Source organism: Ensifer sp. BR816, from assembly GCF_000378985.1.
Taxonomy (GTDB): domain Bacteria; phylum Pseudomonadota; class Alphaproteobacteria; order Rhizobiales; family Rhizobiaceae; genus Sinorhizobium.
On the sequence record NZ_KB905370.1, the window covers coordinates 2,866,083 to 2,887,631 of the forward strand.

Below are 21,549 nucleotides of genomic sequence, written 5' to 3' on the forward strand. Positions count from 1 at the left end.
GAAAGGAAAACCATGAGCAATAAGGACCGTCAGTTCAGGCCCGTGGCCGTACCCGATGTCCGGGTGGGGGGATTCTGGGGCAAGTGGCAGGATGCCGTCTGCAATGCGACGGCCGAGATCCTCCTCGACCGCTGCGTCGAGGCGGGAATGCTCAGCGCCATTGACGTCGATCATCCAAATCCCGGCATCATCATTCCCATCCAGCCCTGGGGCGGAACGACCCAGATGTTCTGGGACAGCGATCTGGCGAAGTCTATCGAAACGATCGCCTATTCGCTCTATCGCAAGCCGAATCCTACGCTCGAGGCACGGGCGGATGACATCATCGACATGTATGAACGGCTGCAGGATGACGACGGCTATTTGAATACGTGGTTCCAGCGCGTGCAGCCGGATCGGCGCTGGACCAACCTGCGCGATCACCACGAGCTCTATTGCGCCGGGCACCTGATCGAGGCGGCAGTCGCCTATTTCCAGGCGACCGGAAAACGCAAGCTGCTCGACGTCATGTGCCGCTTTGCCGACTATGCGATCAAGCTCTTCGGCCATGGAGAGGGCCAGCTTCGCGGCTATTGCGGCCATCAGGAGATCGAGCTCGCGCTCGTCAAGCTGGCGCGCGTCACCGGCGAGAAGAAGTATCTGGACCTTGCAAAGTTTTTTATCGACGAGCGTGGCCGGGAGCCGCACTTCTTCACCGAGGAGGCGATCCGCGACGGGCGTTCGCCGAAGGACTACATTCAGAAAACCCACGAATACAGCCAATCCCACGAGCCGGTGCGCCAGCAGAAGAAGGTCGTCGGCCACGCGGTGCGTGCCATGTACATGTATTCCGGCATGGCCGATCTCGCCACTGAGTACAGAGACGATACGCTCACCGAGGCGCTCGAAACACTGTGGGACGACCTGACGACCAAGCAGATGTATGTAACGGGCGGCATTGGCCCTTCCGCGAAGAACGAAGGCTTCACCGACTATTACGACCTGCCGAACGACACGGCCTATGCCGAGACCTGCGCCTCGGTCGCCCTGGTCTTCTGGGCAAGCCGCATGCTCGGGCGCGGGCCAAACCGGCGCTTCGCCGATATCATGGAACAGGCGCTCTACAACGGGGCGCTGAGCGGCCTTTCGCTCGACGGGAGGACCTTCTTCTATGACAATCCGCTGGAGAGCACCGGCAAGCATCATCGCTGGAAGTGGCACAATTGCCCCTGCTGCCCGCCGAACATCGCCCGGCTCGTCGCCTCGGTGGGGTCCTATATGTATGGCGTGGCGGCCGACGAAATCGCCATTCATCTCTACGGGGAGAGCACCGTAAGGCTGGAGCTTGGTCGCTCGAACGTGACGTTGCGGCAGGTCACCAACTATCCGTGGGAGGGTGCGATTTCTGTAAAGCTCGAACTCGATGAGCCAAGACAGTTCGCCTTGTCCTTGCGGATTCCGGAATGGGCGAAGGGTGCGTGCTTATCCGTCAATGGCGGTACAATCGAGCTGGATGGCGTGATGTTTGACGGCTACGCCCGTATCGAACGCGAATGGTCCGACGGCGACCAGGTTTTGCTCGACCTACCGCTCGAGCTTCGGCCGCAATACGCCAATCCCAAGGTCAGGCAGGACGCCGGTCGCGTGGCTCTGATGCGCGGGCCGCTCGTCTATTGCGCCGAGGAGGTCGACAATGGCGGCGAACTCAACGCCATCGTCGTTCCGGGGGATCTGCCCGAAACGAAGACGGCGGTCCTGGACGAGCTCGAAGGTGCAGTGGCAGTCGAGTTGCCGGTCGAGCGCGAGGACGCGGCCGATTGGGGAACGTCGCTCTATCGCTCCACGCCGGCGGCAAGGCGCGACGCACGGCTGCGTCTGGTGCCCTACCACGTCTGGGACAATCGCGGGCCGGGTGAAATGCTCGTCTGGCTGCAGGCCGAGAAGCGTGGCGCCTAGATGACGGAACGGGACAGGATCGGTGTCGTGCTCAACGGGGTGCGCAAGAGCTTCGGCGCGCTGCAGGTCGTTCATGGCATCGATCTGACGATCAAGGACGGCGATTTCACCGTTTTCGTAGGCCCGTCGGGCTGCGGGAAATCGACGCTATTGCGCATGATTGCCGGGCTCGAGGAGGTGACCGAGGGCGAAATCGCCATTAAGGGGCGTGACGTGACGGATCTCGACCCCTCCGAGCGCGGCATCGCGATGGTCTTTCAGTCCTATGCGCTTTATCCGCACATGAGCGTGCGCGACAATCTCGCATTCGGACTGAAGATGTCGCGTACCGACCGCATGGAAATCGAGCGGCGCGTCGGGCAAGCAGCCGAAATCCTCAAGATCGACCATTTGCTCGACCGGCGTCCCGGACAATTGTCGGGCGGCCAGCGCCAGCGCGTGGCGATCGGCCGGGCGATCGTGCGCAAGCCGGACGTCTTCCTGTTTGACGAACCGCTCTCCAACCTCGACGCCGAATTGCGCGTCTCGATGCGTGTCGAGATCGCGCGGCTACATCGCGGACTCGGCAACACGATGATCTATGTGACGCATGACCAGACGGAGGCGATGACGCTTGCCGACCAGATCGTTATCCTGCGCGACGGGAGGATCGAACAGACCGGCACGCCGCGCGAAGTCTACGAGAACCCCGTCAATACCTTCGTCGCCGGCTTCATCGGCTCGCCGCGCATGAACCTTATGGATGCGGAATGGAGAGGTTCGGGAAAAGTGCGGGTTGCCGGCTGCGAGATCGAGGCTTGCCTGGACCCGCTTCGGCCCGGCGAAAGGATCGTCTTCGGCATGCGGCCGGAACATGTCCGGATCGTTGCGAGCGGACCCGATGCGGTGCAGGCGACCGTGGACTTCACCGAGTATCTTGGCGGCACGCGCTATGTCTATTGCAGGCTCGGAGATCTGCAGAATGTCGTGGTGGAATTGCGGGAGGGCGACGACATTCCTCCAGGATCAACGGTATGGCTGACGGCATCGCGCGAGCGTCGTCGATACTTCGACAGCACCGGCGCGCGGATCGGCTGACCCCCACGAAGGGCGCGAGGGTGAGCGGATCAAGCAGGCCGTTACGAATGCGCAAGGCCGCGGTAGCGCGTTGGAACCCCCGCGGCCTCATGGCAACCGGCAAGGCGTTCGAGCCAGGCAGCCAGGTCATCCGGTATCTCCGCCTGACCGCTTTCCATAGCCTCCACCCAAGAGAGCTGGCACTGGAGGGCGGAAGTCAGATCGATCGCGGTCCACCTCAGGCTGGCGAGACATGCGGTAAAACGTTCGGGCGTCATAGGGCAGGGTTCTTCGTTCGAATGCTTACGCGTCGAATTGGCGCCATTCCTGTCTATCGACGGCTCTGCCGCAGTGTGCGTTTCTTTGGTAACAGGCCGGTGTCAGGCCGCCTCTCTCCTCTCCTTCAGAGAACCGTCCTTTCAGGGAATTTGGCCGGATGGGCCCTTTCTCAGCCTTTGCCGCTTCGCATCGTTTGCGAAGGCAGGAGGCCGAAGCGCTTCCTGTAGTCGGCTGCGAACCGGCCGAGATGGGTGAAGCCCCATTTCAGTGCGATATCGGCGACGCTCTGGGCCTCATGTGTGTTCATGAGATCCTGGTGGGCGGCAGTCAGACGCAACTCGTGCAGGTAGGCCATGGGTGTGGTCATCCGGAACTGCCGAAATCCCTGCTGAAGGGTCCGGACGCTCACCTTCGCCGCCGCGGCAATCTCCGCCATGGTGATCGGCTCGGAAATATGGGCATGCATGAAATCGATCGCCCACTTCACATGCCGCGGCGCCGGCAGGGGTATAGGGCTGACAAGCTGGTCCGAGTAGCGGTGCGGCGCGGCTTCCAGCAGGAGATGGGTCACCGCATCGCCGAGCGATGCGAGAGCCAATGGAGATTGGCGCAAGGGGGCGTTCCCTCGCAGGCCGCTGCAGGTGGTTTCGACAAGTTGCGTGAGGGCAAGCCCCGGTCCGGCGGTGAGATCGATATGCGGATGGAATTCGAGGTTGCCGCTGATCGTTCGCTCCAGGATGGTGATCAGGTGGTTGGCGATCTTGCGGTGGTCAATGAACAAGGTGAGATGCCGGCGGGGGCCGTACAGCCGGACGCTTTCGCTGCGCGTCCCGTCGACGATCGTTCCCTGACCGGGCCGCGACCAGATCTCCTTCTTGCCGGGCTCGAACAACGCAGCCCCCCGTGTCGGAAGGAAGATCAACAACTTGTCGCTTGCCGCCTGACGATTGCATTGCATTTCGCCTTCGTAGGCGCAGCTGCCGAACGATATCGCTCCTGTCGAAAAGAACTCGCAGTCGAACGACAGAGTTTCGCCGCCCAGCATCTCGACCTTGATTGGAGAAGCGGGCGTGGACAAGACCGCCGCGAGTTCTTCCGGATCGTGGCAGCGAAACGACGTGGCTGCAATAGACACTCTGTCCACCTCGACCATCTCCCTCCAGTCGTGCGGGCACGGGGCTTGCCCAAGGAGACGCCGAAGATGATCCGGCTGGCCACCTTTGACGCCCGGCCGCATGAATCGTCCCCGCGATACCGTCTTCCGCGAATGAAAGATTCGCAGGCCGCTATTGGTGGTTCTGGAGGATTAAAGCTCTACAAAAATGTCGGCCGGCGAGAACATCTCGGCGTCATGCGGACAGAAGTTGCGCGGGGTGGATATTGGGATTCGGGTAACCGATAGAGCAATCTACCTGGGATCGCATGTATTTTGCGGCACGTGCTTTCCCGGCCGAGCCGGCGTGGACCGAGGCCCGCAGTTGGGATCGTTCACGTCAACGGGGTCTTGCTTTGATGTTTATCGCGCAGTCGGCTGGCGGCCGCGGCGGCAGAGGAAGTTGTGCGCTCGATGGGATTTCTCGCGCTGAAGGTCTGTCGCCTTTCTTCGGCGATCTCCAAGTCGCGGACGGCCGACTTGGCTGCCTCGATGTGAACTTCCATCTGCATCATCCGTTTGCGCATGGACAGTGCCGCGGCTGAAACGAGCGAGGTATTGGCGACAATCACGACAATTGCTCCTGCAAGCCCATCGACGCCTAGTAGAATCAATAGGATAGCTCCGATGAACACCGCAATGGCGCTATATCTCAGGACCCGGTCCGCCCTGAGAAAGAGTGTCAAGGGTAAGGTAGCCAACAGCACCAGAACTATTCCCGAATTGTCCGTTAACCAACCTGTGGGCGCTGGAGTGAATTCAATGAGAGTGTCCATATCAACCTCAGGCTCGCTAAGATCGTTGAAGTCTACCATCTGATCTACCTGGAGCTCTACGGGACTTTTCGGACATGAACGGCAGCTACACAAAAGCGTCACCACCAATGTTTACGATAGTGCCTGGCCGCTCGGCGATTAACACTTCTGAGACGCGGGTAGTCAGCAGTCTGATCCGCGTATGCCCTCGTGGGCCTATTCCACCGTTGGGGTATCCGCTTTCAAACCTTTTTGCATATTGACAGGCGAAAAGTGTTCTTCCCCTCATGAAGTGCCTCAACTTACTACGCACTAGTGCTGATGGCACGTATATCCGCGAACCTGATATGCTCTTAGGTGGTTGGCAGCTCGATCGGTCAACGGCTGCGAAATAGATGACTTGAACGTGCGAGGTATCGGGACGCGGATCCTTAGGTGTGCGCGCATGAGCGCGGCTGTGCATAGACGATCGTGCAGGCCGTTCCTCTAATGTAGTGGCGGAACTGATCGTTGTCGCTAAGGGATTTGGAGATGCAGAGATCCACCGACAGTGCGATGGTAACACCAGAGCCTGCAATGCTCGATGTGAGAGAAATTGTCGATTTCATTATTCGTAGATGGAAGTTCATACTGTGTGTTTCTGCCGTAACATTTGCGGCGTTTGTCGGCATATCATTTATAGCAACTCCATCATATACGGCAGTTTCGAGAATACTTCTCGATGCTCCAAAAGATTACATTTTATCTCAGGATGCAGGAACGGAATTGCGCGACAATACGACGTTCATCGAAAGTGAGATTGCCGTTCTGACGTCGGCTTCGCTGCTCCAGAAGGTCGTCGACAGCGAGAAGCTCATGGAAGACGTCGATGACGGTGCGCGCGCCCTGGAGTGGCTCAACGGTGCTCTGGAGGTGTCGCGCGTCGGGCTTGCAGACGTGATTGAGCTTACCGTGACCGGTCACGATCCGGACGAGGCGGCATCTCTCGCGAACGCGATTGCCCAGGCCTATGTGGCTGACCGCATCGAGTCCCGGTATGAGGGAGCAAAGAAGGCCTCCACATGGCTGAGCGAGCGAGCAGAAGTTCTGCGCGAGGAACTGAGCCGTTCGGAGGATGCGGTCCAGAAATTCCGCATGGAACACAAGCTGCTGGCGACAAAATCAGGAAGCCTGACCGAGCAGCAGCTGTCCGAATTGAACATCGCGCTCATCAACGCTCGCGCCGAACTGACGACGAAGCGTTCCAAGTTCGAACAGGCCGAGAAACTGCTTCGGACGGGCGGTGACGCTCAGACGATACCCGACGTACTGCAGTCGGACGTTGTTAGTGCGTTGCGCGCGCAGCAGTCTGTGGTGACGCGCAAGGAAGCCGATCTTCTGTTGCGATACGGCGAACTGCACCCGGAGGTAATGACCGCCCAGGTGGAGCGCCGCGACATCGAGCAACAGATCTCCGCCGAGATTCGCCGTCTCATCGGCAATCTCAGAAATGAGGCCGAGGCGGCCGAAGCTCGCGAGGCTGCTCTGGCCCGGGCGCTGGCCTCGGTATCGAACCAATCAGAGATCGAAGATCAGGTTGGCGTGCAGTTGCGCGATCTGGAGAGGATTGCCGCTGCGAACAAGGAGCTCTTCCAGACATTCCTGTCCCGCGCCAAGATCGCCGAGGAAAAATCCACTCTGCTCAACAGCGGCGTGCGCGTGATTACGCATGCCGTTGTTCCGCTTGAGCCAAGCTTCCCGAACAGGCCGCTTTTCGCCGCATTGGGCGTGGTTTTCGGCGTCGCTCTAGGAGCCGCCGGCGCCTTTCTTCGTGAGCTCTTTTCATCCGGCTTTATGGCAAGGCGCCAGGTGGAAGAGACGTTGGACCTTCCGGTTCTTGCCTCCATGCCAAGAATGACGGAGTGGTCGGATACGAAGACGTCCACGGCGCAGCCCGTGGCATATCTGGGGCACAAGCCCCTGTCCCGATACAGCGAAGCCGTGCGGCGACTCCGGCTGGGTATCGACGGGATATCCGAAGTGGATTGCCAGCAGCGCGTCACGCTGGTCACGTCGGCGATGCCGGGCGAAGGCAAGACGACTCTCGTGTTGAGCCTGGCGTGTTCGGCGGCCGCCGACAGCGAGCGTGTTCTTATCATCGACGCTGATTTGCGGCTTTCGGCTGCCACGAAGTTCTTCTGCATGACGGAAAAAGTCGGGTTGGTCGACCTTTTGACTTTGCCGATCAGTCCCGCCGAAGCAATCCATCTGGACGAGCGTTCCGGAATTCACGTTCTGCCCGCGGGTGCAAAGACGCTGAATCCCCCAGCGCTTCTAACCTCGGCGCGGATGCGTTCGCTCATCGATGAGCTCCGGGAAACTTACGACACGGTGATTATCGATGCGCCGCCGGTAGGGCCCGCCGCCGATGCCTCCATCCTGGGGCGCTATGCGGAGAAAGTGCTCTTTGTCGTGAAGTGGCGTGAAACCTCGCGTGAAGTCGTGGCCGAGGCGATTCGGCATCTCGGCGGTCGTTCCAAGATCGCCGGTATCGCCCTGACCATGGTTGATGAGCCTAAGCTGCCGAGATACGGCCGCTACGTGTCCATCGAGGGAAATATGTCGGATGGATACTACTTAAATTAATGGAAATTAAATCTGCTGGCATGAACTAAAAAGAAAATTCAGGGTATACTATCAGCTTTTGCGTTATTAAACTTCAGCAGTATGCATGAATATTACAATTTAACTCTATTAATACGATATTAATTGGCCGTTCTGGCAGTTTTTTATTTTGTATGCCTGATGCGGCCTCCAGTAATTTGGGGGCGATGATGCGGAACGATAACGCACACTACGATTCGGCTGCGGAGCCGTCCGAAACCTTGCACGAGGCACGGAGCGCACGCTGGTACGTGGTTCAGACGCACCAGAATTGTGAGAGTCTGGCCGAGCGGCATCTGTCCTCACAAGAATTTCGGACTTACCTGCCGAAGCGACGTCGGACCGTCCGCCATGCGCGCAGCATCAGGACGGTCTCCGGCGCATACTTCGATTGCTACCTCTTCGTCTCGCTGGATATTCGCAAGCAGAGGTGGACCCCGATCAACTCGACTGTGGGCGTGCGCAAGCTCGTCACGAGTGATCGCTCGCCGATACCTGTTCCATACGGGGTCGTCGAGTCTCTGATCTTGGCCACGGATGAAGAAGGATTCCTACATCCGAGCAGCCTGCTGGTGCCGGGGCAGACAATTCGGGTGGCAGATGGACCATTCGCAGATCAACTCGGGACATTGGATTATGTCGGGCGGACCGGAGCGGTTAGAGTCCTGTTGGATATTATGAACCGTTCCGTTCCGATATATATAAATAGAGATAAATGCTTGATTATTAGATAATTCTAATATAATAGTACTGGTTGGGGCAAAGACTGTTCTTGGAATGCAAGGAATATCTCTCGGGTGGTGAGTGATGCGATTCACCCTCGCTGCGGTAGCTTGCAAAAATGTCCGATCGTTCAAAGGGCAGAGCGCCCGAGCGATGCAAGGAACCACGCTCCTTGCGATCAACCAGCAGTCACGGGAACACAGAATGAACCTCCAACAAGCGCTTGTCCGGACCCGCAAGACGGCCAGCAACACGGCGGTGCCCGCGACGCCCGCCGAGATCGGAGCCGCATCTCCTGCCGCCGCGACGACCATGAGCGGCGCGGTGCTGCCGGTTGCCGCGACGCTGTTCCGGGCGCTGGATATCGCCGGGGCGAGATACGGGGTGGTCCAGGATATCGACGGCCTGCCCGAGGCTCTTGCCGGCCGCGACGATATGGATGTGCTGCTCGACAAGCAGGACTATCCGGCTTTCTGCTCGATCATGGCCGAGCTGCACGGCCTGCGCGGTGTGAGCCTCGCCTGCTATGACAATGTCTGCGCGGGCCGAGAGGACTGGTTCATCCCCGATTTTATGCGGGGGGCGTATCTCCATATCGACCTGCACATCGGCATCCGCATCGGCTGGGAGTTTCGAAAGCGCTACCTCGCCTTCGACTATTCGAAGATCGCTCGCTGGGAGCGGGTTTCCGCGGACGGGATTTCGATCCCGATCGCATCCGTCGAAGACGAGATCCGGATGGCGATCGCCCGTTTCGCCTTTCGTGTCTGGACACGTCCATGGACGCGCTGGGTGGCGGTGCCCGGCTACTGGAAGGAGCAGCTATCGCGTCTGCCCCCCCGGGCCGGCGACGAGGATTTCCATCTCGTCGAATACAAGTTTGGCCGCGGCAGCACCATGACCTGCAGAATTCGGCCGAGCGACGACAGTTTCGTGGTGCACAGCGCGGATCTGGCCAAGCTGCGTCGGTCGATCCGCCATGGCTGCGGGTTCTCCGAAGGAGCCGGGCTCGCGGATGCGACGGTCCATTTCATCCGCAAGAGCTCCTATCTTGCGCTGCGGCTGCTCGGGAAACTGGTGCCAGGCGCTATCCCGGCAAAACGGTGCCCTTTGACCGGCGGACTCGTCGTGGCGCTCGTCGCGCCGGACGGATTGGGCAAGAGCACCCAAGTCGATCTGCTGACACGGGCATTCCGATGGAAGTTCGGCTGCGCGCAAGCCTATGTCGGGACTGGTGAGGGCAGGGGATGGTGGTTCCGCAAGGGGCTGCAGTATCTGGTGACGTCCCGCCGGCGCCAATTCAAGAACATCGTTCGAGGCGACCGCAAGGATCCGCCAAGCGGAGCAAAGGGGAAACTGCTCGCGGTAGGGCTGGCGCTGTGGGGCGTGCTGATCGCGATCGAACGACACGCGGTTGTGAAGCGTGCGCATCGATGGGCAACGCGCGGGCAGATCGTCATCAGCGACCGGTGGCCGCAGGCGCTCCGCGACGGGTATTTGGACGGACCGATGATCCCGCCGAACCTCGCTTCCGTCCCCGGCCTGGCAACTTTGGCGCGGCTTGAACAGAAACTCTACCGGGACATGGACGCGTGCAAGCCGCATCTGACTTTGCACCTCGTCTCCGATTTTGCGGTGTCACAGCGGCGAAAGCCCGGAGAAATCAGCAAAGAGGGTTTCGAGGCGCGTATGGCGCTGATGGCCGAGCTTCGGGCGCGGGACAAGGACATCCGGGCCATTGACGCCAGCGGCAGTGCCGAGGCGGTCAATCGGGAACTGTTCAAGCATGTCTGGCTCTCTTTGTAGTCAAAACGGTCAGCCTTCCAGCAAAGACACATCAAACAGGGGCCGGGTGCGGCACTTCGGCGGTGCCGGGGGGCTGGCGCCCCGGAATTCGCTTCGCCTTCCGCCCGACGGCTCCGGCCCAAGGCGTCGTCTGCAGCCATGCAAGCTCGCGGAGATACACTCAAATGAAGATCGTTCACGTGCTGACCCGCCTGCTTCGGGCGGGTTCGGAGGAGAATACGCTGGCATGTTGCTTCGCGCAGGCCAATCACGGTCATGAGGTATTGCTGGTTCACGGCAACGAGTATGACGCAGCGTTACGGGCCTCGGTTGGCAAAGCGATGCGGGTGGTGGCGCTCGACACGCTCGTTCATCCGCTGTCGCCGGCGAGCGACGTTGCGGCGCTGAGGCAACTGAACAGCCTTCTGCTCGAATGGCATCCCGACATCGTGCATACCCATCAAAGCAAAGCCGGCATCATCGGCCGACTTGCCGCCAGGCAGGCCAATGTCCCGGGCATCATACATGGCGTGCACATCCTGCCCTTCCTGCACGTCGGCAACGCGCAAAAGCTGATATTTCTGGCGGCCGAGCGCCTGACGGCAAGGTTCACGCGGGCTTTCATCGACGTCAGTCAATCGATGCGCGACATTTGCATCGCCCACCACATCGGAGGTCCCGACCAACACCATGTCGTTCATTCGGGCTTCGACCTGAAGCGTTTCTCCCAGGCCCGGTGGCCGGACGAGACGCCTCGGCTACTGGGTATCGCTCCCGGTGATCCAAAGCCGCCGGTGGTGTTGATGCTGGCTGCGTTGGAGCCCAGAAAGCGCCATGTCCCGTTCATCGAAGCGTTTGCGCAGGTGGTCGAGCGCATCCCAAACGTCAGGCTGCTTCTGGCCGGCGAAGGGCCCGGACGCCCCGAGGTCGAGGCGGCAATCGCACGGTCTCCGGTGGCAGGCAGCATCCATCTGATCGGCTACCATTCCGCGCCGGAACAACTGATCAATCTGGCGGATGTATGTGTCCTGACGTCGATGCGGGAAGGATTGCCGCGCGTCGTGATGCAGTATCTGGCGGGCGGTCGGCCTTGCGTCGTGTCGGAACTGCCCGGCCTCGAGGAGGTCGTCAGGAACGGCGTCAATGGCGTCGTGACGCCGGCACAGGATGTCGCCGCCGCGGCGGCAGCGGTGGCCGATCTCCTCGAGAACGAGGCATACAGCGCCCGGCTGGCGGACGGCGCGAGGCGAACCGACCTGACGTCCTGGGGGCTCGATGCGATGTGCGACAGCGTCGAGACGGTTTATCAGTCCGTCCTCGGATCCCGGTTCGCGCCAAGCTCTTCGGATGCCAGGGCAAACCCTGGACGCTGGCAGGCCTTGCAACGGCATTAAACGCGGCGCCTGTCGCTCTGCGCAGGTCGCCCCCTCTTCAAACGTCAAGAAGTTCGTCCCGAAAAACCCTCCGGGAGGTGTGTTGTGACTCAAGTATCGGCCGAATCCACGCGTCTCTGGCGTAATGCGTTTCCGCTCGGTAACGAGCGGGCGACAAGTCGGCGTCTTTTTCGGTTGCTCTTTCGTTCTCTGTCCATGCTCGGCGACTTAGGAGTAATACTTGCAGCCGCAGTTACTGCCGAGTTCTATTACTTCGGAATGGCAAGCGTCGATGAAAGCCCGAAGATTGCATACGTCGTTATCCCAACCTACCTGATTGCTGCCTGGAGCTTTGACGCGTACCACTTGTCCACGCTGCGGATAGCCTCGGCTTCTGTCCAGAGTGCGCTTTCCTGCCTGGCCGCAGCAACCGGCCTTTCGCTTCTCGCCGCGCTCGCTTTCAAGGTCATAAGCAATTTCTCATGGGAAGAAACGCTTCTATTCTTGAGCCTTGCTGCCGTTGGCCTCACCGCCCTTCGCTGGACCGTTGCGGCGGGACTGCTGCGCAAGAGTGATCAAACGGAGGCAAGGGTCGTCCTGCTGGGCGACGAGAGTGTCCGTTCGAACCGCGACCGCAAGGTGGCTGCGACCATCAACGTCAGGGCATGCGACTGGCGCCCGGTAGAGACGGATCCGAACTTTCTGAACGATCTGTCGGTCGCCGTCGCAGGGGCGGACCGGATCGTCTTGTCGTTCCAGGCGGTCAAGGAGCGGCAAGAGTGGGCCCGGCTCCTCGGGCAGATCGGCCTCGAAACGGAACTTCTCGAACCCGGACTTGCGGATCTGAAGCCCTTGGCGCTCCGCTACCTCGACTCGACGCCGACCCTGGTCGTCTCTACCGAACCGCTGACCTTGCGCAAGCGGGCGCTCAAGCGAGCCTTTGACCTGACGTTCGTTCTGCTGGCGGCGCCTGTGATCGTGCCGCTCGTGGCTGTTCTGGCCATTCTCATCCGGCTCGATTCGCCCGGCCCGGCGTTCTTCTTGCAGAAGCGGATCGGCACCAACAACAGATATTTCAACTGCATCAAATTCAGGACCATGCGCGTTGACGTGACGGACGCGGCCGGCTGTCGCCTCACGGAGAGGAACGATCCGCGCGTGACGCGGCTCGGACATTTTCTGCGTCACACGAGCCTCGACGAACTGCCCCAGCTTTGGAACGTTTTCAAGGGGGAAATGAGCCTCGTGGGACCCCGGCCGCACGCACTGGGCGCATCGGCAGGAGGCGCTCTTTATTGGGAAGTCGTGCCGGCCTATTGGCAACGTCATTCCATGAAGCCAGGTCTGACGGGCCTTGCTCAAATCCGTGGCTATCGCGGCCCTACCGAAAAAAGAAGCGACATCGAGAGCCGGGTTGCCGCGGATCTGGAATATATCCGCACGTGGTCCCTGTGGCTGGACATGCGGATCCTGTTCAGGACATTCCACGTCCTGGTTCACAGCAATGCATTTTGAAGTGGCGTTGGGACGTTGGTCGTGCCTGCATTCACGATGATGACCAAAACGCGAAGAACGAAGCGCGGTAGGACCGCCGTGGGAAAAACAATGAAGTGGTGTGTCGCTCGATCGTTTCCATCGCAGCCGTTCAAAAGGAACGCCTGGGGCCGAATGCTTCTTGCTCGGATCGGCCAAGGGCTCGATGTCGGGCGCTCGGCGTTTCGGGCGTTGCTGATCATGCTGGCGCTGCTTGCGGCGGATGTGGCCAGCGCGGACGGCTACGTCCTCGACACGGGCGATGTCGTGCGGATATCGGTGTTGGGCGAGGCGACCTATCCTTTGGAGGTCGTGGTCGATGACCGTGGCGCGATATCTCTTCCGCTTTTGGGTGACGTTGAAGCGCGCGGCCTGACCCCCATTGCTCTTTCCCGGGACATCCAGCGCGCCTTCCAGCAGCGGAAACTGATCCTCAATCCGTACGTCAAGGTGGAGATCGGGCAGTACCGGCCATTTTTCATTTCTGGTGCAGTCGCTCACCCCGGATCTTATCCGTTCCAGCCGGGAATAACCGTTCGCCACGCACTGGCGCTGGCCGGCGGGTTCCGTCCGCAGACGGCCGGCGCCTCCGTTCCGGCGCTGCAGATTGCGGATCTGCGGAGCGAACGAGCAAACCTGACAATCGAAGAGTACCGCCTGAAGGTCAAACTTGCCCGCCTGCATGCCGAGAGCCGGCTGGCTGACACCTTCGTCGTTCCGCGGGACCCGCCGACCGAACTTGGTCAGAGCCTGATCGATAACATCGTCGGGACCGAACAGGCACAGATGGAGGCACGGCTTGCCGCGTTCCGTGACGACATATCCTACCTAGAAGCCTCCCTGGCGCGCGTAAAAAAAGAAGTCGAAATGATCGCCAGCGCAAGGGCGGAGCAGGAAAGCACCGCGAAGAACCACCTGGAAGAACTGGAATCCGTTCGATCCCTGCGCGAAAAGGGCCTCATAACCAATTCGAACGTCATGGCGCTGGAGCGCGCCCACAACAACTATCGTCTGGACCTTGCCCAGTCGGAACTGCAGCAGGCGCGGGTGCAGCAGGAACTTCTCAATCTGGAGAGCGAGCTGCGAAAGAAGCGCCAGACCCACGAATTTCAGCTGATCGCGGATATACAGGATACGCAGGTAGCGCTGGCGAAACTGGCAAGCCAGCTGAAGTACCTCACGGACAAGCTCCTGTATGTCTTTGAATATGGCGAGCACCGGACGCTTGATGACCTGCAGGGCTCCGTGAAGTTCTCGATTTTCCGGCGCGGCCAGAAGGCGGGTCAGCAGCTTGTGGCGGATGAAAATACGGAAGTGAGGGCAGGCGACGTCGTCGAGGTCTCGGTCGTTGCGAGCCGAGGATTCTATGTACCGGGCGCATCGCGTCCCAACCCGGCCGCGGGTACCGACAAGAAGGGCTTTTGAGAATGCAGTGCTGCCATCGGCGGACAGCACAGGACATGCCTCATTCGGCTTCGGAAGGCGTCTGCATCTTGAGCAGACCAGTTAGTGAGCCCGACTGTATGGTCGCTATCGCCACAAAAGTCAGCAAAATCAATGCAAGGGGACTAACGATCCCCAACTGCACCATCAAGTAAACGGGTGCGCCCACCAACACGAGACCGGATGAAAGAAAGATCCAGGCGATATGCCTGAAGCATCCTCCCAGATAGCCGATGGTCAGCAATACAGCGAGCTCGAGCACCCTGCCGCTCCTTTGTCTAAGTCTTTCGTTCGTGGCCTCAGGTCCAAATCATTACCACTGTTGCACGCACTATAGGGTAAAAGAATGATAATTGCGTAACAGTGTTTGAAGTTCCCCAGCGCGGCACATTTTTTTCACGCGGATCCGCTCGGCGCCCTCGAGTTCGTCACCCTGCGCGTCACGGCGCGCCTCCTTTGAGGGATGCGCGAACGTTTCTGAAGAATGATTTTCTGGTGCGATCGCCAAGGTAGGTGCATTGGGCATGGATTTCGGCGACCAATATCTTCTCCCCGGCATTTTGGCGATGCTCTTCGGTGCAGCCCTCGTCGTGCTGGGCAGCCGCATGCGCGCAGTTCCTGGTCACGGAGCGGCGGCGAAGCCGATGGCGCTGTTGCGCGGACAAAGGCGGCGGCAGCGGCGTGGTCGCCGGCGCGGCGTCGGACTCTGGCAAATCGCCGGAGGCGTGTTGATCCTGCTCGCGCTCGTCTGGGCCGGCTTTGACCGGCTGCCTGCCGGTGGCGCTGGACAGGCGGCCCTGTTCCGGTTCACGGACGAGCTCCTGCCTGGCTGGCTCGTCGGTTCCGTCGCAGGCGCAATCGCGGCGCTGTCGGAGCAATGGTCCGAGCTGAACGGCGGCGCAATGGACATCCTCCCGCCCTGGTTTGCGGTCGGAGCGCTCGGGTTGCTGTTGGTCGCCGTTCCGCGGCGGCGAAAGCCGAGAGGCGCTTTCGCGGGTTCGGTGGGCGTTTCCCCGGATTCCCGTTCCCTCGGCATCAGGGCGGCGCCCGGAGTCGAACTGGCCAGCGCCTTGCGCTCCTGCAAGGGCGCGCTCGGCGGCGTGGCCGTCTTCAGCGGCGTGAGCAACATTCTCATGCTGAACGGCGCGATCTACATGCTGCAGATCTATGACCGCGTGCTGCCAAGCCGCAGCGTCCCGACCCTGATCGGGCTGTCGATACTGGCCGCCATTCTTTTCCTTGGGCAGGCGCTCATCGACCTCGTGCGCGGTCGCGTCATGACGCGGATCGGTGCCACACTGGACGAGGCGGTTTCGGGACGTGTGTTCACCGCCATGGCCCGGCTGCCGCTTCTGGCCGGCCACCAGGGCGAGGGCCTGCAGCCCCAGCGCGATCTCGACAGCATTCGCACATTTCTGGCGAGCCCTGGGCCCAGCGCGCTCTTCGAATTGCCGTGGCTGCCCTTCTACCTGGCGATCATATGGAGTTTCCACCCGGTCCTCGGGATAACTGCCATCTGCGGCGCTCTCGTGCTGGTCGCATTCACGGCCGCCACCGAATTGCTGACGCGCAAGCCGGCGAGTCTCGCCGTGTCGACCGGAATCCGGCGCAACAGCCTGGCTGAAGCGAGCCGTCGAAATGCCGAGGTCGTGGCGGCGATGGGCATGGGCCGGCGCCTCCAGGACGAATGGCGGGAAACGAGCCGCGAGCATCTGGCCCAGCAGCAGCGGGTCAGCGATGTCGTGGGAGGCCTGGGTAGTCTCTCCCGGGCCCTTCGGCTGATGCTGCAGTCGGCCATGCTGGGCGTGGGCGCCTGGCTGGTAATCCATGGCGAGGCGACCGCTGGGGTCATCATCGCAGGATCGATCCTGTCTGGGCGGGCACTGGCGCCCGTCGACCTCGCCATTGCCCATTGGCGCAACTTCGTATCCGCTCGCCAGAGCTGGCGCAGGCTGAGCCAGTTGCTGTCGCGCCTGCCCGCGGATGCGGAGCCCATGGCGCTGCCGATGCCGCGCTCGAACCTGAGCGTGGATCGCGTTACGGTTGGTGCGCCGGGTACACAGCGGGTCATCGTGCAGGGCATCGAATTCAGTCTGAGTGCCGGAGCAGGGCTCGGCGTCATCGGCGCCAGCGGTTCCGGAAAATCGACCCTGGTTCGCGCGCTCGTCGGCGCCTGGCGACCGATGGCGGGCCGGATAAAGCTGGATGGCGCAGCGCTCGATCAATGGCCGCAGGAGCACCTTGGCCGCCATATCGGTTACCTCCCGCAGGACGTCGAGCTTTTCGCCGGAACGGTGGCACGAAACATCGCGCGCTTCGAACCGGGGGCAGATCCGGAGGCTGTCGTGGCCGCTGCGCGCGCGGCGGGCGTCCATGATCTGATCGTCAGCCTCACCAATGGCTACGAGACCCAGATCGGCGAGGGCGGAGCCGCCCTGTCGGCTGGGCAGCGTCAGCGCATAGCGCTCGCCCGCGCCCTCTACAAGGAACCTTTCCTGGTCGTTCTCGACGAGCCGAATTCGAATCTCGACGTGGAAGGCGAGAACGCCCTTGGCGAAGCCATCCGGGGAATCAAGGCACGCGGCGGCCTGGTGGTGATCGCGACGCATCGACCGAACATACTCGCGGCCGTCGACTACGTGATGGTGATGAAGGAGGGCCAGATGCATATGCTGGGCCCGCGCGACCTCGTGTTCGCGAAGCTTCCGTCGCTGCAGCCGGCCAACAGCGATGGCCCGAAGCTCGTTGCTACCTCACCGAAGCTGCCGAATTGAGGCGTCCGAAAGGCTGCTCGAACCATGACAAACGTCCAGATAAACGCAACGCGCTCCCACCGGCGATCCATTCGCCGCAATTTGCTGGGCGGGGTCACCGTCATTGCCTTGCTCGTCGGCGTCGTCGGCGGCTGGGCCGCAACGGTCGAGATTTCGGGGGCGATCGTCACGCATGGCGCCGTGGTCGTCGATACCAACGAGAAGAAGGTTCAGCACCCGACCGGCGGCATCGTCAGCAGGATTTTCGTCCGTGATGGTGCTCATGTCGAAGCCGGCGACCTGCTTGTGCAGCTCAGCGATATTATTCCCCGCGCCAATCTGGGCTTCGTGACGAAGAGCCTCGACGAGCTTTATGCCCGCAAATCGCGTCTTGAGGCCGAGCGCGACGGCGCTGAGGAGATGACGCTTGGGCCGATGCTTCTCGAGCGGATGACGGATCCGGCGGTTGCGGCGCTGGTCAGCAGCGAGCGCCGACTGTTCGAGCTTCGCCGGATCGCGCGTTTGGGCAACAAGGCGCGGCTGCGTGAGCGCAGGGCGCAACTGGCGAAGCAGATCGAAGGCCATTCGGCCCAGGAGGTCGCCAAGGGCAGGGAAATCGAGCTCATCAACAATGAGCTCGAGGGCATTCGTGATCTTGTTGAAAGGAAGCTTACGCCGTTGTCGAGGCTGACCGCTTACGAGCGCGACGCGACGCGCATCGATGGCGAACGGGCGCAGCTGATTGCAAGCATCGCGCAGGCGAGGGGCGCCATCGCCGAAGTGGAGCTCCAGATCTTGCAGCTGGACAAGGAATTTTCGAGCGAGACCGGAAGCGAGCTGCGCGAAGTCGACGCCAAGATCGCCGAATTCGAGGAGCGCAGGGTTGCTGCCGAGGATCAACTCCTGCGCATCGACATACGCGCGCCTACCAGCGGCACCGTCAATCAGTCAACCATTCACACCGTCGGCGGCGTGATCAGCGCGGGAGAGCCGATCATGCGGATCATCCCCGACGACGACATCCTGACGGTCGAGGTGAAAGTGCCGCCGCAGGACATCGACCAGCTCTCGATCGGCCAAGGTGCGCTTCTTCGGTTCAGCGCCTTCAATCAGCGCATCACCCCGGAGGGGCCGGGTGTCGTGTCGATGGTCGCTGCCGATGTGACGCGCGATCAACGCACGAACGAGGCTTACTACGTCGCGCGGATTACGCCGAATTTCGAGAAGCCGGATCGCCTCGGTCCCGTCGCGCTCGTTCCGGGCATGCCGGTCGAAGTGTTCATCGAGATCGGGGAGCGCAAGGTGATTTCCTATCTGATGAAGCCTTTGACGGACCAGATGATGCGTGCCTTCCGGGATCAGTAGGCGCAGCAGGGCGGCATGAGCCGCTGACACCCGGCGCATCGGCCTGAATATCGGAATCGATATTAGGAAAGCACGATGCGTCGTTTCAAAGTGCTACAGCGCGGCGCGTCTGAAAAGACGCGCCGCGCTGTAGGGCTATCTCCTGCCACTTCAGTGAACGAGGATTGCCGTGATCGCGACGAAACTGAGACCTCCGATCTTTCTGATCGGCAACTATCGATCTGGAACGACCGTAACGCAGAATCTCATCGGCCTGCATCCGGACGTGGTGACCTGGTATGAACCGAGGACGCTGTGGCTATACGCGGATCCCGCGCGGCATCACGATGAATTCGCCGAAGGCGATGCGACGGAAAAGGTCGTCCGTTACATTCGCGGCCGCTTCCTCGAGTTTCAGTTGCGTAACGGCAACCGCCAGATCATGGAAAACACACCATCGAATGTCTTGCGTGTGCCCTATGTGCACCAGATTTTTCCGGAGGCAACATTTCTATACATCACCAGAAATCCGTTCTCTTGCATAAGCTCGATGGAGTTGAAGTGGCAGAGAACAAAAACTTTTAAGGGCTTGAAGAGAACTCTCTCCGTAGTGCCGATAACACAGTTGCATTACTACGTCGGCGGCTTCGTCAAGCAAATACTCGTGAAGAAGATATTGAGGCAGAAGTATACGCCGATTTATGGCCCTCGGTACAAAGGCATAGATGCGGATCTCCGCGAATACAGCAAGCTGAGCGTGATTGCACGTCAGTGGGCGCGCGGCAATCGCAAGGCCCGGGAAGACCTCGCCAAGCTCGGGAACGACCGGGTGCTGACCTGTCGCTACGAGGATTTGATGCAGGATACCGAGACCACCTTGCGTCGCATCTATGATCACTGCGGGCTGACCTGCAGCGACGATATCGTTCGTGCCGCCAAGGCGATGGTGGACCCTACCCGTCAGGAGAAGTGGCTCCGTCTCGATCGCGAAAAGCTGCAGGCGATCATCCCGGAGGTGCGGGAGGAGATGGGCTTTTACGGCTACGACGTCCCCCCGATGCTGCGATGACGTACGAACCACGCGAAATCGGAAGAATTCATCATCCTGCTGCAGCGGTCCGGAAGGCTGCCGAAAGCGAAGCGTTTCGCCGTGGCGCAAGGAGAGCAAGGCGTGATTGATATCCGGCAAGGACTGGCAAGGCGCAGCATCGTCGGGATGTTCTGGACGGGCCTGTCCATGGGCGCTCTCGCCGTGGCGGAGATCGTCGCGCTCCTTGTCATGGCGCGACTGCTTTCTCCCAACGAATTTGGTCTCTACGCCGCGGCCCTGATCGTCATCAAATTCTCGGCCATCTTTGAGAGCCTTGGGGTTGCTCCTGCAATCGTGCAGCGGCCGAGCCTCGAGGAACGCCATCTTCGGGTCGGCTTCACCTTGTCGCTCCTCCTCAGTCTCACGGTGGCCGGATTGGTCTGGTCGAGTGCGCCGGCTCTCGAGAAGGCGCTGCGCCTTGCCGAACTCGCGCCCGTGGTGCGCGCAACCTGCGTCGTCTTCCTTTGCCAGGGGGTTGCGATGGTGGCACAGGCATCTGCCCAGCGGGCGCTTCGTTTTCAATGGCTGGCGGCCGTCGATGCCTGCACCTTTGCGGTCGGCTTTGTCGTCGCAGGCCCGGTTCTCGCTCTGCTCGGTTTCGGCATCTGGGCATTGGTAGGGGCACTCGTCACCCAGCATTTCCTGCGCATGGTCGTGTTGCTGCTCGGCCAACCGCATCCAAAGAGGCTCTTGCTGGAACGACGCGCGATCGGCGAACTGCTCTATTTCGGTGGCGGCTTCACACTCGCGCGGATCTGCAATTACCTTGCCACGCAAGTCGACAAGCTCGTCGTGGGCCGCTGGCTCGGGGCGGAAGCGCTCGGCGTGTATTCGCTTTCCTCCCAGTTAATGACGACGCCGGCGGTTCTCGTCGGGCAGATTCTCGATCGGGTGTTATTTCCAACGATGGCGCTCGTGCAGCAGGAGCCGGCTCGGCTGGCTCGTGCCTACCGCAGCGCGGTCGCGTCCTGCGCTCTTGTCGTGTTGCCGGCCAGCGTCATCGTCGCTATCGCTGCGCCCGAACTCGTGTTCGTCCTGCTCGGCTCGGGATGGGCCGCGGTTGTCGCCCCCCTCCAGATCCTTGCAGTCGGGATGTTGTTCCGCACCAGCTACAAGCTGAGCGATTCCGTCGCGCGTGCAACCGGCGTCGTCTATGCCCGCGCTTGGCGACAGGCAATCTACGTGATCGCCGTCGCGACGGGGGCCGTGATCGGGCAGTTCTGGGGGGTATCGGGCGTGGCGTTCGGCGTCGTTGCGGCGGTCGCGACCAACTTCATGTTGATGGCGCATCTCAGTCTTCGCGTAACCGGGATACGCTGGCCCGAGTTTGCCGCGGCACATGTGCCCGGTCTTGCCCTTGCAGGCGTCGTCGGACCGGTCGTCTGGATCGCGGCAGAGCAATTGCGCCAGGCCCAGGTGATGCCGCTCGCCCTTCTCCTCAATGTGGCATTCGCGGCAGGCATCTTGGCGCTGGCGTTGTGCTGGCTGCTGCCGGCCCTGTTCCTCGGAAGGGAAGGGCAGTCGGTGGTGCGCCTGCTTGCCGGGTTGGCCCCCGCATGGTTGCAGCGCAGCCGCCCGGGGTAAAAGAGGGAGCGGCTTGACCGACAGGCCGGGCCGGCGATCCGCCAACACAGTTGTATTCGACTTGCGAGTCACTCGAGGAGCGGCGTTTTCGTTGTGCCGA

The 21,549-nt window shown here is 61.0% G+C and carries 16 protein-coding genes; 12 read left to right on the forward strand and 4 right to left on the reverse strand.

The genetic code is table 11. From position 1 onward, the window contains the following. Positions 1–12 precede the first annotated feature (12 nt). Positions 13–1,935 carry a glycoside hydrolase family 127 protein gene (locus RHIBR816_RS0113850; protein WP_018237153.1) on the forward strand — a complete coding sequence of 641 codons (1,923 nt, stop codon included), beginning with the start codon at positions 13–15 and terminating at the stop codon, positions 1,933–1,935. Continuing rightward, positions 1,936–3,012 (forward strand): ABC transporter ATP-binding protein, encoded by a 1,077-nt coding sequence (locus tag RHIBR816_RS0113855; RefSeq protein ID WP_018237154.1) that lies wholly within the window; start codon positions 1,936–1,938, stop codon positions 3,010–3,012. It abuts the gene before it with no gap. A 41-nt stretch (positions 3,013–3,053) separates the two neighbouring features. Here RHIBR816_RS0113855 and RHIBR816_RS38380 read toward each other — a convergent pair whose 3' ends face one another. The 3 genes from RHIBR816_RS38380 to RHIBR816_RS0113870 form a co-directional block, all read right to left on the reverse strand. After that, positions 3,054–3,269: a hypothetical protein gene (locus tag RHIBR816_RS38380; RefSeq protein WP_018237155.1), complete on the reverse strand. Its 216-nt coding sequence runs from the start codon at positions 3,267–3,269 to the stop codon at positions 3,054–3,056. A 170-nt stretch (positions 3,270–3,439) separates the two neighbouring features. Then, positions 3,440–4,405, reverse strand: a complete 966-nt coding sequence (locus tag RHIBR816_RS0113865; RefSeq protein WP_245262588.1) for an AraC family transcriptional regulator — start codon at positions 4,403–4,405, stop codon at positions 3,440–3,442. Positions 4,406–4,758: 353 nt separating this feature from the next. Continuing rightward, positions 4,759–5,238, reverse strand: a complete 480-nt coding sequence (locus RHIBR816_RS0113870; RefSeq protein WP_018237157.1) for a hypothetical protein — start codon at positions 5,236–5,238, stop codon at positions 4,759–4,761. A 471-nt stretch (positions 5,239–5,709) separates the two neighbouring features. Between RHIBR816_RS0113870 and RHIBR816_RS0113875 the strand changes: the two genes are divergently transcribed. The 6 genes from RHIBR816_RS0113875 to RHIBR816_RS0113900 all read left to right on the forward strand — a co-directional run bounded on the left by RHIBR816_RS0113875 (position 5,710) and on the right by RHIBR816_RS0113900 (position 14,660). Then, entirely contained in the window at positions 5,710–7,803 is a 2,094-nt protein-coding gene (locus tag RHIBR816_RS0113875; RefSeq protein ID WP_084811069.1) for a polysaccharide biosynthesis tyrosine autokinase, read from the forward strand. A 188-nt stretch (positions 7,804–7,991) separates the two neighbouring features. Next, on the forward strand, positions 7,992–8,555 hold the full coding sequence (locus tag RHIBR816_RS0113880) for a transcription termination/antitermination protein NusG (protein WP_157628178.1): 564 nt from the start codon (positions 7,992–7,994) through the stop codon (positions 8,553–8,555). A 193-nt stretch (positions 8,556–8,748) separates the two neighbouring features. Further along, on the forward strand, positions 8,749–10,350 hold the full coding sequence (locus RHIBR816_RS0113885) for a hypothetical protein (protein WP_018237160.1): 1,602 nt from the start codon (positions 8,749–8,751) through the stop codon (positions 10,348–10,350). A 164-nt stretch (positions 10,351–10,514) separates the two neighbouring features. Further along, positions 10,515–11,723 (forward strand): glycosyltransferase, encoded by a 1,209-nt coding sequence (locus tag RHIBR816_RS34125; RefSeq protein ID WP_018237161.1) that lies wholly within the window; start codon positions 10,515–10,517, stop codon positions 11,721–11,723. Between the two features lie 195 nt (positions 11,724–11,918). Further along, positions 11,919–13,217: an exopolysaccharide biosynthesis polyprenyl glycosylphosphotransferase gene (locus tag RHIBR816_RS34130; RefSeq protein WP_157628183.1), complete on the forward strand. Its 1,299-nt coding sequence runs from the start codon at positions 11,919–11,921 to the stop codon at positions 13,215–13,217. Between the two features lie 219 nt (positions 13,218–13,436). Then, positions 13,437–14,660 carry a polysaccharide biosynthesis/export family protein gene (locus tag RHIBR816_RS0113900; RefSeq protein WP_157628251.1) on the forward strand — a complete coding sequence of 408 codons (1,224 nt, stop codon included), beginning with the start codon at positions 13,437–13,439 and terminating at the stop codon, positions 14,658–14,660. 40 nt (positions 14,661–14,700) lie between these two features. On the opposite strand, the gene RHIBR816_RS0113905 is transcribed toward RHIBR816_RS0113900, so the two are convergent. Further along, a complete protein-coding gene (locus RHIBR816_RS0113905; RefSeq protein WP_018237164.1) occupies positions 14,701–14,940 on the reverse strand; it encodes a hypothetical protein in 240 nt (79 codons plus the stop codon). Positions 14,941–15,712: 772 nt separating this feature from the next. Between RHIBR816_RS0113905 and RHIBR816_RS0113915 the strand changes: the two genes are divergently transcribed. The 4 genes from RHIBR816_RS0113915 (at position 15,713) to RHIBR816_RS0113930 (ending at position 21,449) form a co-directional block, all read left to right on the forward strand. Continuing rightward, positions 15,713–17,452, forward strand: a complete 1,740-nt coding sequence (locus RHIBR816_RS0113915) for a type I secretion system permease/ATPase (RefSeq protein WP_026186975.1) — start codon at positions 15,713–15,715, stop codon at positions 17,450–17,452. A 24-nt stretch (positions 17,453–17,476) separates the two neighbouring features. Then, positions 17,477–18,796, forward strand: a complete 1,320-nt coding sequence (locus tag RHIBR816_RS0113920; RefSeq protein WP_018237166.1) for an HlyD family type I secretion periplasmic adaptor subunit — start codon at positions 17,477–17,479, stop codon at positions 18,794–18,796. Between the two features lie 169 nt (positions 18,797–18,965). Further along, positions 18,966–19,844, forward strand: coding sequence for a sulfotransferase (locus RHIBR816_RS0113925; protein ID WP_018237167.1), 879 nt, complete (start codon positions 18,966–18,968; stop codon positions 19,842–19,844). Between the two features lie 102 nt (positions 19,845–19,946). After that, positions 19,947–21,449 (forward strand): lipopolysaccharide biosynthesis protein, encoded by a 1,503-nt coding sequence (locus tag RHIBR816_RS0113930; RefSeq protein WP_018237168.1) that lies wholly within the window; start codon positions 19,947–19,949, stop codon positions 21,447–21,449. Positions 21,450–21,549 lie beyond the last annotated feature (100 nt).